The organism is Paenibacillus sp. 01T443 (genome assembly GCF_056398325.1).
This window is the reverse complement of sequence record NZ_JBFTPE010000008.1, coordinates 533,895-548,621: the sequence shown is the minus strand read 5'-3', so window position 1 is coordinate 548,621 and position 14,727 is coordinate 533,895. Positions and strand designations below refer to the sequence as shown.

The 14,727-nt window shown below is 49.3% G+C and carries 7 protein-coding genes; 6 read left to right on the top strand and 1 reads right to left on the bottom strand.

Going from position 1 to position 14,727, the window contains the following annotated elements:
* Positions 1-5: 5 nt before the first annotated feature.
* The gene (locus AC1DLI_RS16360; RefSeq protein ID WP_477604304.1) at positions 6-5,255 is read left to right on the top strand and encodes a glycoside hydrolase domain-containing protein; all 5,250 of its coding nucleotides are present in this window, start codon (positions 6-8) and stop codon (positions 5,253-5,255) included.
* Between the two features lie 51 nt (positions 5,256-5,306).
* Here AC1DLI_RS16360 and AC1DLI_RS16355 read toward each other — a convergent pair whose 3' ends face one another.
* Positions 5,307-5,495: an IS3 family transposase gene (locus AC1DLI_RS16355; protein ID WP_477605032.1), complete on the bottom strand. Its 189-nt coding sequence runs from the start codon at positions 5,493-5,495 to the stop codon at positions 5,307-5,309.
* 340 nt (positions 5,496-5,835) lie between these two features.
* On the opposite strand from AC1DLI_RS16355, the gene AC1DLI_RS16350 reads away from it, so the two are divergent.
* Genes AC1DLI_RS16350 through AC1DLI_RS16330 form a run of 5 tightly spaced genes read left to right on the top strand, consistent with a single transcriptional unit; the run spans position 5,836 to position 14,681 of the window.
* Complete coding sequence (locus tag AC1DLI_RS16350) at positions 5,836-8,025, top strand: hypothetical protein (protein ID WP_477604302.1); 2,190 nt, start codon at positions 5,836-5,838, stop codon at positions 8,023-8,025.
* Between the two features lie 26 nt (positions 8,026-8,051).
* Positions 8,052-11,126: an alpha-mannosidase gene (locus AC1DLI_RS16345; protein ID WP_477604300.1), complete on the top strand. Its 3,075-nt coding sequence runs from the start codon at positions 8,052-8,054 to the stop codon at positions 11,124-11,126.
* A gap of 14 nt (positions 11,127-11,140) precedes the next feature.
* Complete coding sequence (locus AC1DLI_RS16340; protein ID WP_477604298.1) at positions 11,141-12,052, top strand: ABC transporter permease; 912 nt, start codon at positions 11,141-11,143, stop codon at positions 12,050-12,052.
* A 13-nt stretch (positions 12,053-12,065) separates the two neighbouring features.
* The gene (locus tag AC1DLI_RS16335) at positions 12,066-12,959 is read left to right on the top strand and encodes a carbohydrate ABC transporter permease (RefSeq protein ID WP_477604296.1); all 894 of its coding nucleotides are present in this window, start codon (positions 12,066-12,068) and stop codon (positions 12,957-12,959) included.
* Between the two features lie 54 nt (positions 12,960-13,013).
* Positions 13,014-14,681, top strand: a complete 1,668-nt coding sequence (locus AC1DLI_RS16330) for a type 2 periplasmic-binding domain-containing protein (protein ID WP_477604294.1) — start codon at positions 13,014-13,016, stop codon at positions 14,679-14,681.
* Positions 14,682-14,727: the final 46 nt, after the last annotated feature.

The window sequence follows — 14,727 nt, the reverse complement described above, 5'->3', positions numbered from 1 at the left end:
AGAAAATGCGAATAAAGATGCTGTCCTTCGTTCTTGTGATCAGCTTACTCTTGTCCGCCGCGCCTGTAACCTATGCGGGCACAGGCGATGTAGAAACCGGCGAGATAGACGTTTGGGTGGAAAATGCGTTGAAAACCGTGTATCGAACCAGCACCATGCCCCAAAGCCTCCAGCCGGAAATCGATATAGTATCGGCCAAAAACGAATATGAAAGTGCGCAAATTGCCGTTAGAAGCAGCAAAGCCTTCGACATCACCGAAGTACAGTTTTCTGACCTGATATCACCGGGAAATGACATCATTGCAGCTAGCAATCTTTCCTACCACTTTGTTGAATACGAAGACAAGGAAACGGCCAAAGCGAATCCCTTCTGGCCGGAAAGAGAGGGGCTTGAGCTCTATCCGCTCTCAGATGTTCCTGATCCGCTTTCAAACGAAGGGTCTATTGGGGTTGCTGCAAATGCAACACAGCCTATTTTTATTACCAATTATGTTCCTTCTGATGCGAAAGCCGGTATCTATGAGGGGATCATAACGGTAAAAACGTCATTAGACGATTATACGGTGCCCATCCGTGTGAGCGTATACGATGTAACCATTCCCGAAGTAGATAAGACCGATTTCGTCAATTACCATTGGAATATGACGAACGGTTTTACATGGGACGGCGTGACATGGGAGGGCAGCGGATCTCAAGCATATGACGTAGGCAAATATTATTATGGCGTAGAAACTTACAGCGACGAATGGTTCGATTTGATGAATGAGTTCGCCGAAGCCATGAGCAAATATCGGACGAACATGGTCTGGGTCCGTACTGACCTTTTCTTAAATGCTACGGGGACACAGCTTTCGGACTTTGTTGACGGAATTCCTGCCGACATCGACTGGTCTCTGTTTGACAGATACGTTGAAACCTATATGAAGAATGGTGTCACACACTTTGCCAACCAGCATTTAATCCATTACTTAAATAAAATGCCTGACGATGAAAAACCTACGGCGGCGTGGAATACGGCACTGCCCGAATCGCTTCCCGTAACCGACGCGTTTCTGAAGAATTACCTGACCGCCCTGTACGACCATTTGAAGGATAAAGGTTGGCTGGGTGAGAACGGCTTCACTTGGTATCAACATATTCTCGATGAGCCGCAAAATGACATCCACAAAAACTGGTGGACGTATGTTGCCAAAAAAATAAAAGAGATCAACGCGGATTTCGGTTCGGAATTTAAAACAATGGACGCGGATCCAAACGCGTTGTTATTGGCAGATGGAACCATTGATTATTTGGATGTCATGGTTCCTTATACGACCAAATTCCATGAACTGAAGGATCAGTATCAAGCGGAGCAAGCTGCCGGTAAAGACCTATGGGTTTACACGATGGAAGTGAATCAACCGCCGTGGCTGAATCGTTTTTGGACTCAGCCAACCCTGACCGGAAGGCTGCTATACTGGAATATTAGCCAAGAGAACGTCACTGGCCATCTGCACTGGGCATGGAATGCATGGTATGTGGGACCTTGGAACGGCGATTCCTATATTGTCTATCCGGACAAGAAAAATATGACGATAAAGAGCTCTCTGCGTCATGAAGCCATGAGGGACGGACTGGAAGATTACGAGCTGCTGCACATCATCAAGCAAACGAATCCGGAGCTGGCTCAGCAGCTTGCCAATATCGTTGTTAATCGCGATGACCCGAAAAAATACACACTAGACCCGAACTACGTCAAAACGCTTCATGATTATTCGGTTATGGCAGCCGCAGGTGAAATAATGAGAGAGATACCGGAGCCCGTGAATCCATTCATCGGACAGGAACTGCCCATGACTCACCTGGCAGACAATACGGACAGCGATATCAAATATTCGGGCAGCTGGTTCGGAAGAAACCGGCAGTTCGCGTACCTTGGCACCGCTCAGGCGACATCGGGCGCCAATGCTTACGCAGAATATACTTTTGTCGGCTCCGGAATTGACGTAGTCGTCGAAAAGAACCAATTATCCGGTAAAGCCGCCATTTCCGTTGACGGGTCAGACCCGGTTACGGTTGATCTGTATGAGAAGGTTCAACATGACTATTATACGATTTTCAGCATAAACAATCTGTCGGAAGGCGAGCGACATACGGTAAAGGTTGTGAACTTGGAAAACAAAGAGCTTAGCATTGACGCGTTCAGAGTGAAAATGTACGAAGGCCAGCAAATTTACAATGCCTCTCTGGCAAGCCTTACTATTACCAACGCGACTAATTTTAAATTCAACAAAAGCATTACCAATTACCAAATTATGCTGCCGGAGGATGTAAATACGATTACTCTTACTCCGACGTTAATGGACAAAGGCGGCACGATTGCAATCAATGGCAAGAGTATTGGAGACGGTATGGTGGCCACTGCATCGATTCCGAATGGAAAGAGCAGCATCCATCTATTGAGCACGGCCAGTGACGGGGTAACGACCAAGCTGTATACGTTGAACTTTTTGAAGGGCAATGTGAATGAAGCTGGCGCCAATGCGGCCAGAGCTTATTCTGAAATCACGGCATCAGCCGCGCGTTCGGGTGACCAAGGAGTTACCTACGGTCCGGCTAAATTGGCAGATGGGGACTACGGGACCATGTTCGCCAGCTTGCAGGGCTATAACGATACTCATCCTTTCCCGCACGAGATCGTAATGGCTTGGGATGAGCCACAGGTCTTTAACACCATTGTTATGGCGACTGCCTCCGGCCTTATTCAGGGCATCAATGATGTGGATGTCCAGGTTTCTAAAGACGGAGAGAACTGGGAGACGGTAGCACAGAGAGTTCCTCTTATTTGGAAGAGTGACAAAGACGACGGCGTGATGGAATACACGTATGCCAATATCCCGGCAGTCAGTGACGTTCTCAAGCTGAGAGTGCAAATTAACGACGCTTACTATAAATCATGGAATATGTACGCCGTTTATGAACTGGAGCTTTACAGCTTGCCGGAGAACGGCGAGATTAGCGACATAAAAGTAACGAAGGAAGCCCAGTTGTCCGGATTGGAAATAAAGGATTGGAACAGCGGCTTGCCGATTGAGCTTCCGTTTGATCCAAATGTAAGGGATTATTCGATTGAAATCGGGATGGAAATAAATAAAATCGCGATTGCGCCATCTCTGAAAGATAATTATGGGGAGCTTGAGATTAACGGCGTTCCTATCTCGCCAAGCCAGATCGCTGCAGCAGCCATTCCCGAGGGACAGCAAACCTTGACGGTAAAAGCCATTGGAGACGAAGGGGCCTTTAAGGAATACAACATCGCGATCAAGAGGGTCAAAAATCTTGCTGCGAATGTGTCTTCGATTGCCTTGGATAAGGTAAGGGAAGGCGCAACGGATGTTGCTAGTCTCATTGACGGAGATCACACCACCGTATTTACTAATGGTAAGGGAAGTAATTGGGATGACTTTCAATTTCCCCATACAATTGATTTAAAATGGGCAACGCCTCAAACCTTCAATACGGTAACCATGGTCGTTCCTGACGGGGCTGTTGACCATAAACCGTCGGTTCTCGCGATAAAAGTGAGGAAAGCTGCGGAAGACCCATGGACCCAAATCATGTCTGACAATTATACATGGTACTGGGAAGAGGGCGGCGATTTGGTATTTTGGCCTCTTTACGAGGGGATCAACACGGAGAATAAGGGCGGCTTTCACAATGAACCGCTGCCGATCCTTGCACAGGAAGGCATTACCGAAATGCAGATCGTCATTTACGACGGCCGATTCTATAGCTCTCCTTCTTATTATGAAATAAATGAGATCGAAATTTCAAATATTGCAACCGATGGTCAAATCGTAATCGAAGCGGTAGAAACCCATACCATTACAGCAAGTGCAGGCGAGAACGGTGTCATTACTCCGAGCGGCGCCGTTCATGTCATGGAAGGGGCAAACCAAGTCTATTCGATTACGCCTGACAACGGTTATGCGATTGACGAGGTGATGGTAGACGGCATGGAGGTAACGGTGGACAATAGCTACACATTTACAAACATATCCGACTCTCATACGATTCATGCCACGTTTAAGAAGATTGATAATAACTCTGGGGGCAATAATCCAGGCGGAACCGTAGGCGGCGACTCGAGCGGCGCAGAGCCGGGCAAACATGTCGTTCTGCCTGATGAAATCCGAAAACCGGCGGTAGATGGCAAGGTTATCCTGCCCATTTCGGATGATGCGCAGCACATCATGCTTCCTGCCAACACAGCTGAATTGCTCGGGCAAAATCAATTAGTGGTTCAAACGGATAAATTGTCGTTAGCTTTATCCGCTGAAATCATTAAACAGTTGACTGCATTGGTATCAGCTGATGATCTGAAGGACTGCAGCATCGTGCTGACGATCAATCCGTTGTCCCAATCTTCCGCGACGGCGATTCTGGCCAAAGGAGAGGCTTTTAGCCATGCAAAACTTAAACTCTCTGGCGAAATATACGATTTTAGCCTTTCAATCGTAACGAAAGCCGGCAAAACAACGACTCTATCACAATTCGAACAAGCGGTTACCGTTCGGTTGAAAACGGACCCGTCCATAAACCCGGACTTAGCGGGAATCTACAATATTTCCGATAACGGTACTTTGGAATATATCGGAGGAGAATATACGAATGGAGAAATGGTCGCTAAAGTCATTCATTTCAGCTATTACGCGGTATTGGAGTTTAAGAAAGAATTCGCGGACGTTCCTAGTACGCACTGGGCTGCTGACACCATACAAGCATTGACTGCGAAGCAGATCATTAAAGGCGCCAGCCCTACTGCATTCGAGCCTAATCGTTCGATAACCCGGGCTGAATTTACTTCTCTGCTAATGGCGGCGTTGAAGCTCACAACGCCTGGCGAAATCAAATTTGCGGATGTAGCGGACAATGCTTGGTACCAGGAGGCTATCTCCATAGCAGTGAATGCGGGCATCGTTAACGGAAAGAGTGAGTCTGTGTTCGATCCGAACGGTAAGATTACGCGTGAAGAAATGGTCACAATGGTGATAAAAGCCTACGAAGCGGCAACAAATAAGAAGCTTGACGTTTACACGGACTCCAAGTTCGATGATATGAATCAAACTTCATCTTGGGCTGTGAATGCTATGAATGCGTCTGTAGAGCTAGGTATCATCAAAGGACGTAATGGGAACAAATTCTCTCCAAAAGGAATGACTACACGTGCTGAAGCTGCGCAAGTCATATACAATTTGTTGAACAAGCTAGCATAATTAGGATGAAATGTACCCCGTCAAGTAGATAATAAAAAAAATAAAAGTCCGTTAAGCGGCCTTGGTCCTGAATTCCACTGGACTGAGGCCGTTTAATTTTTCCTGTAATCGCTCGTTATTGTAAAAGTAGATGTAGTCGTCAATGTCTGCTTTTAGCTCCTCTAACGGACTGTAAACATGCAAATAATACCTCTCGCATTGCAAAAACGACTTGGCGAAGGATTCATTTTTTCGAAGAATTGATTTGGAATCGTCATAATGCTCTTTAAATATATATTCAATATATTAATATCGAAAACTATTGAAAATCGACAGGATTTATCACCAAATGACAACGAAAGTTATTTAAAATAGGTTGAAAGTCAGTGGTTAAATGCAATTTTCACTCCTTTTAGTGCTTCTAAATAAACGTTTCATCATTTATTTTCATCTATTTTTGAAATTGACGGAGCAATCAGCATGAATAAAAGTTTATAAAATTATATTGAATATATACATAATAAAGGTTATACTGAGGAAGGAAAAACCAACCTTATTCATTTATCGAAAAGAAGGAAAACCCGGTAAGGAGGTCTTGCGCTTGGCCAGAGATCGAAGGGAAGAAAGAACAGGCTTTCAGGAATCTGCTCCCTATCGCGCTGCATATGACTTGCAGACAGATTTCATCATGGTGTATGGGATCGATAATACGATGCCTGAACGGATCCGGCAGTGGAAGGAAAAGGGCTATATCGTTCACTTGATGACCGGAGTAGCATGGGGTAATTACCAAAAATATCTGAATGGCGAAATAGATGGGCGGAGCCACTGGGATGAAGCGCAGATGGACAGAAACGGGGATCACATCATACATGGCGATACACCAGATATTCCATATATGGTGCCGACCCTCTCTTATACGAGTTTTTTGGCAGGACCCATTCGTCTTGCGGTTGATGCGGGCGTTGAAGCGATTCATTTGGAGGAGCCTGAGTTTTGGGTAAACGGCGGCTATTCCGAAGCGTTCAAACGGGAATGGAGGCTGTACTATAAGGAGCCGTGGTCGGCCCCGCACGAATCCCCGGATGCGCAGTTCAGAGCTTCAAAGCTAAAAGCGTACTTATACACGCGCAGCCTGGATCGTCTGTGCACGGAATTAAAGGAATATGCTTTGACGACGTATGGCCGGGACTTACGATTTTATGTCCCAACGCACAGTCTGATCAACTACACGCAATGGAGAATCGTCAGTCCGGAGTCGCAGTTGATCGACCTTCCTTCCATTGACGGTTACATTGCCCAGATTTGGACCGGAACTTCAAGGACGGCCAATGTATACCACGGCATACGGAAAGAAAGGACTTTCGAAACCGCCTATCTCGAATATGGCATCATGCAGGAGCTGGTCAGGGGTACGGATCGGCGGATGTGGTTTCTACATGATCCGATCGAAGACAATCCGAACTATACATGGACGGATTATAAGCAGAACTACTTCCAGATCGTTACAGCATCGCTCCTGCATCCAGCCGTTTCCCATTATGAGGTGTCCCCATGGCCGAAACGGGTTTTTGAAGGGAAATACCCTTCGGAGGATGGAAAAGGGAAAGAAGGAATCCCACCGGAGTATGCAACGACGCTGTTGAACGTAATGCACACGCTTGGGAATATGGAACAAGAGCTGGAGCAGACGGACGAAACGATGCAGCAAGTCGGGGTTTTGATTGCGGATTCGGCTATGTTCCAGCGTTTAAGGATGGACGACCAAGCGCCTGACCAACTCACTAAATATGACGGTACAAATACAGAGGCCTTCGGAATGGAAGGGGATACGGAGATGCTCGATTTCTCCCCATTCTACGGGCTCGCGTTGCCTTTGCTCAAACACGGAATTCCGATTCGCCCTGTCCAGCTCGACAACGTGCGGCGGTTCCCCCATTACTTGAAGGACTACCGTGTGCTGCTGCTCAGCTACGAATTTATGAAACCGGAATATCCTGATCTTCATTTCGCTTTAGCCGGATGGGTCAGGAACGGAGGCGCGCTGGTGTATGTCGGAGACGACTCCGATGCGTACCACAGCATTCGCGCTTGGTGGAATGAGGGCGGTTCAAATTATTATTCTCCCCGCGAGCATCTATTTGAGCAGTTGGACCTGCAGGGAGCTGGGAACGGCGTATATCATGCAGGCAAAGGTGCAGTCGGTTATCTAGCCGTCGCCCCCGATGAATGTGCGAAATCGGTTGAAGGCGCTGCAGCCTTGCGCAGGACGGTTGCGGAGACGATTAAAGCACTCGGCGATCCGGGTTTCCAGCTGCATCCAAAGCATTATTTCCAGATGCGGCGCGGTCCTTATATCATTGCCGCCGTACTGAATGAATCGATTGCGGATACGCCGCTAACGATTTCGGGCCAATTGGTCGATCTGTTCGATCCAGCGCTTTCCGTGCTGCAAGAAGTTAAGATTGAAGCCGGTGAACAAGCATTTTTGTTCGATTTGGAGAAAGGCCGGCCTGTTGACGTTGCAATTGGCTGTATCGCAGCGTCATCGCGGATCGAAACACTCGCCTTGAGTGAATCGGGATTTGAATTTCAGGTAAAGGGACCCGAAGATATGCGGGCGACGGCGCGATTCTATTGTCCGCGCCAGCCTGTATCTGCCGTACTGGATTACCGCGGCGAGACGGAATCGATTCCGTTCGAGTGGGATGCTGCTTCGGAAACGGTTTTACTCCAGTATTACCATTTGAGCGATACGGATGTCGTAGTGAAAGTAAACTTTGAAACTTGATCATTTTCCGGAAAAGGAGACAGGATATGCCATATGAAATTGTAAGGCCGGAGCAGTTGAAATCGATGATAAATGAGTGGAAGGAACAAATTTATATACCGCTGGAGGATTTGCGCGTTACGGCTTGGGTGACGCCGGAACCTGTTCCCTATGAACAGAGAAAGTCTGGACGGCTCGTAGAACTCTCGCCCGGTGATCGATGGGGAAATTTGTGGGACTGCGCTTGGTTTCATTTTAGCGGCAAACTGCCGGTATCCGCCAAAGGCGCCAAGATCGTATTGTTGATCGATATAAACGGCGAGCTGTGCCTTGTCGACGACGAGGGCTCACCGGTGCAGGGATTGACGAACATCAACTCGGAATTCGATTATTCCCTTGGGTTGCCGGGCAAACGGGTCGTGCACGTGAGCGAATCGTCTACAGGTAAAGAGACGATCGATCTGTGGGGCGATGGGGGCTGCAATGATTTATTCGGGCGTTTCCGCAGCGGGACGCTGAAAGAAGCCAGTATCGCCGTATGCCGGGAGGAAGTACGGCAGCTCTATTACGATGCTGAGGTACTGCTTGAAACGGCGGAACGGCTGCCCGCCGGCTCGGCGCGGAAAGAACGGATACTGCAGGCATTGTATGAGGTATCTCTGCTGCTGACCGAATTGTCAGATGACCGTGTCGGCAAAGCAAGGCAAATACTTGGCGATCAGCTTGCGAAACGAGGCGGAGACCCGGTGCTGAAGATTAGCGCCGTCGGCCATGCGCATCTCGACCTGGCCTGGCTTTGGCCGATCCGTGAAACCGTCCGTAAAGGCGCGAGAACCTTCTCGACAGCGCTGCGCATGATGGAACGTTACCCTGACTATGTGTTCGGGGCGAGCCAGCCCCAGCTCTATGATTGGATGAAGAAGCATTATCCTAAGCTGTACGAGCAGATCGGACAGCGTGTGCGGGAAGGGCGCTGGGAGCTTCAGGGTGCAATGTGGGTAGAATCGGATACGAATGTGCCCGGTGGAGAATCGCTTGTCCGGCAGATTTTGTACGGGAAGCGGTATTTTCAGAAGGAATTCGGTCAAGAGATGAAATCGCTGTGGATGCCGGATGTATTCGGATATACCGCGAGCCTGCCGCAGCTGCTGAAAAAATCAGGCGTCGATTACATGATGACGCAGAAGCTGTCCTGGAGCGTGTATAACAAACATCCTCACCATACCTTCATGTGGCAGGGTATCGACGGTACGGAGGTGCTGATGCACATGCCGCCGGAAGATACATACAACAGCCCGGCAGCGCCGCGCTCCATTATAAAGGCGGAAACCGATTATTTGGATAAAAACGTGTCGGACAACTGTCTCATGCTTTTCGGAATTGGTGATGGCGGCGGAGGTCCTGGTGAAGAGCATCTGGAACGACTGGCCCGCGAGAAAAATTTGCTCGGTTTGAGTCCAGTAGAGCAAGAGCCGTCTTCGGTCTTTTTCGAGAAGCTGAATGAAGGCAAGGATCGCTATCAAACATGGCGCGGAGAGTTGTATCTGGAGAAGCATCAGGGAACGTTAACGAGCCAAGCACGCAACAAATGGTACAACCGAAAGCTGGAGAAAGCGCTGCGGGAGCTGGAGTTTGCCGCGGTATTTGCCGGAATGGCGAATGGGAACCCGTATCCGGCTGAGGAGCTGGAGGAGATCTGGAAAGAAGTATTGCTGTACCAGTTCCATGATATTTTACCGGGCTCCTCGATTAAACGGGTATATGATGAGTCGCTTGAACGTTATGCGATACTGCAGGAACGTGTCGAGAGCATGATTGCCGAAACCTACGGAACGTTGGCTAGGCAGCTGCCTGAAGAAGTTGGAGGCAGGCAGCTCGCCGTCTTTAACTCCTTGTCTTGGGAACGCAATGAATGGGTGAAGAAGGATGGGCAATGGATGCGCGTAAGCGTGCCGTCGATGGGATACGCGACCGCAGAACCGATTGCAGCTTCAGAGGCATCAGCCGAGTCAGCGGCCGCGGCGGAAGTGAAAACGGTGTCTTCGGTTCCAGAGCCGCAGGCTCAAGCTTCAGCCCGTCTCGTGGAAAACGATCTTCTTGCGATCACCCTGGCAGCAGACGGCTCGATCACGTCGATTTACGATAAGGAGCACCGGCGGGAAGTTGTTCAGCGGGACCAGCGCGCCAATGAACTGCGCATTTATCATGATTCAGGTGACGCTTGGGATTTCCGCCAGGATTACCGCCAGGCTGGCGGGATGCTGCTTCTGCCGGACGAGACCGCTGAATTCACAGACGGCCCCACGTCAGGCCTTATACAACGGTACCAGTTCGGAGAGTCCGTGTTAACGCAAAAAATTGTGCTGACCCAAGGCAGCAGAAGAATCGATTTCGTAACCGAAGTCGATTGGCGGGAATCAGGAAAAATGCTCCGCACGGCTTTCCCGGTAAATGTACGCACAGAAAGCGTCAGCTGCGAAATCCAGTTCGGTTACTTGAAGCGTCCGACCCACCGCAATACGATGTGGGATTACGCTAAGGATGAAATATGCGCACACCATTGGGTAGATCTCTCGGAACCGGATTACGGCGTAGCTCTGCTTAACGACTGCAAGTATGGGCACCGCGCGGATGGAAATGTGCTCGATTTGAACCTTTTGCGCAGCACTTCCAGTCCCGACCCCGAAGCGGATCGGGCGATGCATACCTTCACTTATTCGCTCTATCCGCATCAAGGAGACCATGTGCAAGCCGAGGTCTACAAGCAAGGTTATGAGTTGAATATCCCGCTGCGGGCAATCGCTATTCCGCAGTCCGATGATTCAGACAGACTTCCGGCATCGCAGATGTTTCTGCATCCGAATCACCCGAACGTCATGGTGGAAGCCGTAAAGAAGGCAGAGGACGGAGAGGATCTCATCGTCCGGATGTACGAAACGGCGGGGACAAGCGTGCAAACGCCGTTGTCCTTCGGATTCCATGTCGAGAAGGCATGGCTGGCTGATTTGATGGAGGAAAAAATCGAATCCTTACCTTTAGACGGCGGAAAAGTAGAGCTTACTTTTACCCCGTTTGAGATCAAAACGCTGCGATTGACACATCAAGCTACGATTCTTAAGTAAAGGAGGTACGGCTTATGATAGCATCACTGCTGTGGAAGAGGATCTGGCAGCATAAAGTGTTTTACTTATTTCTGCTGCCCGGCATCGTCTGGTTTTTCATCTTTTCCTATGTTCCCTTATTCGGTATTCAGGTAGCTTTCCGGGATTACACCTTCTCGGGAGGCTTTACCGGAAGCCCATGGGCCGGGATGAAATATTTTCAGCAATTTTTCGATTATTACAAGTTCGAAGAGATCCTTCGCAATACGATTATCATCAGCTTCCTGAAGCTGGCGATCGGTTTCCCGATGCCGATTGTGCTGGCGATTCTATTAAACGAGGTTCGAAACCTTAAATTTCAGAAAACCGTGCAAACGCTTTCCTACCTGCCGCATTTCGTTTCCTGGATTGTCGTCGTCACCCTGATGCAGCGGCTTTTAACGTTAAATGGCGGTCCGGTCAACGAGATGTTGATGGCTCTTGGTATGAAGCCTATCCAATTCCTGTACAACACATCCTGGTTCTATCAGGTCATCGTCGGTTCGGAAATCTGGAAGAGCATCGGCTGGAACTCCATCATTTATATGGCCGCGATTGCCGGCATTGATCAGCAATTGTATGAAGCGGCAAAGATTGACGGAGCGAACCGGTTTAGGCAAATTTGGCATGTGACAATGCCGGGTGTCCGCAATATCGCTATTATTCTATTCATTCTATCGATCGGAAGCTTGATGAGCGCCGGATACGAGCAGCTTCTCCTTCTAAGCGGACCGGCTACTGCCGGAATCGGCAGCGTTCTGGACGTGCATGTCATTCAATCCGGCATAAGCGAGGGCAGGCTCAGCTACGCGGCGGCGGTGGGACTGTTCCAAAGCGTCATTGGCTTGATTCTGATTCTGACGGTCAACCGAATCGCTCGCAAAGCCAGCGACGTATCCCTCTTCTAAAGGAAGTGACGAGATGAAACGCCATTTGTCCATTTTTACGACAATCAACTATATTTTTCTGGCTTTGGTCGGATTTTCGATGATTTACCCGTTCATTTACATTCTCGTTTACTCGTTGAACGACGGGAAAGACTCGATGCTCGGCGCCTTATATTTCCTGCCGCGCAAACTCACGTTTGATAATTACGCGGAGGTGTTTGACAACGCCCGCATTTGGAAGGCATACAAAATCACGTTGATGCGGACGCTTCTAGGCACTTTCCTGCATGTGGGGCTAAGTACGTTGATGGCATACGCCTTGTCCAAAAAGTCGCTGCCGGGGAGATCGTTTTTCGCTTTCTATATTTTCCTGCCGACCATCTTCAGCGCGGGTTTCATTCCGTTTTTTATCACCCTTCAAAAGCTTCATTTGATCAACACCTTCTGGGTGTACGTCATTCCAATGCTGTTTAACTTCATGCACATTGTCATCATTCGAACCTTCTTGCAAGGAATACCCGAGGAGCTGGAGGAGTCGGCGCGGATTGACGGGTACGGTGATTTTCAGATTTTCATGCGCATCATTTTGCCGCTTTCGGGTCCGGTGCTTGCGACGATCTCATTATTTATCGGCGTCGCCCACTGGAACGATTGGTTTACGGGTGCCTACTACGTGTCGGATAAAGATTTGATTCCCGTCCAAACGCTGCTGCAGGAGATGCTGACGCAAGCGGAGGCTTTATCTTCTTCCATGCAGCGATCGGCGCAGCAGGGCGGCCAGACCATCAGCGGCAGCGTGGCCGGATCCACGCCGGAATCGCTTCGGATGGCACTGCTCGTTATTACCGTTTTCCCGATCCTTTGCATCTATCCGTTCTTGCAGCGGTATTTCGTAAAGGGTGTCATGATCGGCTCGGTTAAAGGATAACGGTCCGCTCCAAGGACTTTATCATATAAACATAACTCGAAATGGAGGGTTAATATGAAGAAGATTTGGTACAAAGGGGCAAAAGTTTTACTGGCAGCGGCACTATTTACCGGCGTTTTGGCAGGCTGTATGAACAAAGAGGAATCCGAAAACGAGGGTGCTAACGGGGGCACTACGGGAACGAAGGAAGTCACGCTGAAAGTCCTTCATAACTGGAACGGTTCCTCGGGAGCAGAGGTTGACATGACACCAGTAGAGAAAGTCATCAAAGAGAAGACCGGGGTCACCGTGGAATGGGAATATACGACAGGCAGCGAAACTGAGAAGGTGAATGCGATCTTCGCTACGCAGGATCTGCCCGATATTTATACGGGTCCGGCATGGGGCGGTGAGCTTGACGGCATGATTAAAGCGGCTAAGGAAGATCAGCTGGTCGACCTTTCGGATAAGCTGGACAAATATCCGAACCTGGCGAAGTCGATCGCCAAAGAGAACGTGCCGCCTGCATTGTACGAGAAGGGTATCGATGCATATGACGGCAAGAAATATTTGCTGCTGCAGAACCAGCCTGCCACGGATAAGGACGGCTCGGATTGGCTGTACGGTTTCTACGTGCGCAAAGATATCGCGGCGGCTATCGGAGTCGACCCGCAATCCGTCAAAACGAAAGACGACTTTTATCAATTTCTGAAGAAGATCCAGGATGCGAACCTGCAGGCGAACGGCCAACCGGTTATTCCGCTTGGAGGATTCAGTAACGGCTGGGCCGTGGGAATCGCCAATACGATGTTTTATGGCGGCGCCGGCTATGTCGACAAAGGCGACGGCACACTCGAGAACAGCTTCTTCTCCAAAGGGTATGACGAGTATACGTTGTATTATCGCAAGCTGCTGTCCGAAGGGCTGTTGGATGCGGAAGCTTTCACCCAAACGGATCCGATTGCGAAAGAGAAAATATTGCAGGGACGCGTCGCGGTTCTTGCCGCTCATTACCCCGCTATTCTTGATGCATCCAAGGAATACGTCAAGTCGAATCCGGGCAGCGACTATGTGCCTGTAGGTCCATTGGAGCGGGCAGGCGCGGAGCCTAACCGTCCGGTCGATCTGGGGATTCAAGGCAACAACGTAACGGCGATTACGAAAGCGTGCAAAGACGTGGACGCCGCGCTGCGTCTTCTGGATTATCTCGCTTCTGATGAGGGCTTCATGCTCGTTCGTTACGGCGTTCAAGGCGTGCACTGGGATATGGAGAACGGCAAGCCGACAGCGAAGAAGGAATGGTTCGATAAATTTGCGGCTGATACATCGGGTAAGCTGCTCGCGCGCAAAAACGAAGGAATCGATATCGGTTTTAATTCCATGTCAGGGATGGATCGTATTAATTCCGTTGGAGGCGGCGATATCTGGCTGGATCAAGAGCGGATTGCCGCAATGGATAATGCCCGTAAAATTTTACGTCCGGATGGCATCAAGGTAATTACCGCCTATAACCCGGGAGATGTCATCATTAAGTCCGATCAGTGGGAGTCGTTGAAGCCTTCGATGGACAAAACAGGCGATGCATGGAAAGAGGCGGTATACGCCAAATCGGATGAAGCGGCGCTGAAAATTTTGAATGAGCTCCGCGATCAAATGAGAAAAACCGGATACGAAGAGGCAATGAAGTTTACGAATGACAGCCTGAAAGGCAAAGAAGTCGTTATGATGCAGATGCCGAACTGATTTGGGCTGCTGGGGGAGCGGTTACGCTCTCCCTTTAATTATGGAG

What these genes read in the sequence shown, in the direction of transcription:
- AC1DLI_RS16335 (WP_477604296.1), top strand. Translation starts at nt 12,066, where the DNA reads ATGAAACGCCATTTGTCCATTTTTACGACAATCAACTATATTTTTCTG.
- AC1DLI_RS16340 (WP_477604298.1), top strand. Translation starts at nt 11,141, where the DNA reads ATGATAGCATCACTGCTGTGGAAGAGGATCTGGCAGCATAAAGTGTTT.
- AC1DLI_RS16330 (WP_477604294.1), top strand. Translation starts at nt 13,014, where the DNA reads ATGAAGAAGATTTGGTACAAAGGGGCAAAAGTTTTACTGGCAGCGGCA.
- AC1DLI_RS16345 (WP_477604300.1), top strand. Translation starts at nt 8,052, where the DNA reads ATGCCATATGAAATTGTAAGGCCGGAGCAGTTGAAATCGATGATAAAT.
- AC1DLI_RS16360 (WP_477604304.1), top strand. Translation starts at nt 6, where the DNA reads ATGCGAATAAAGATGCTGTCCTTCGTTCTTGTGATCAGCTTACTCTTG.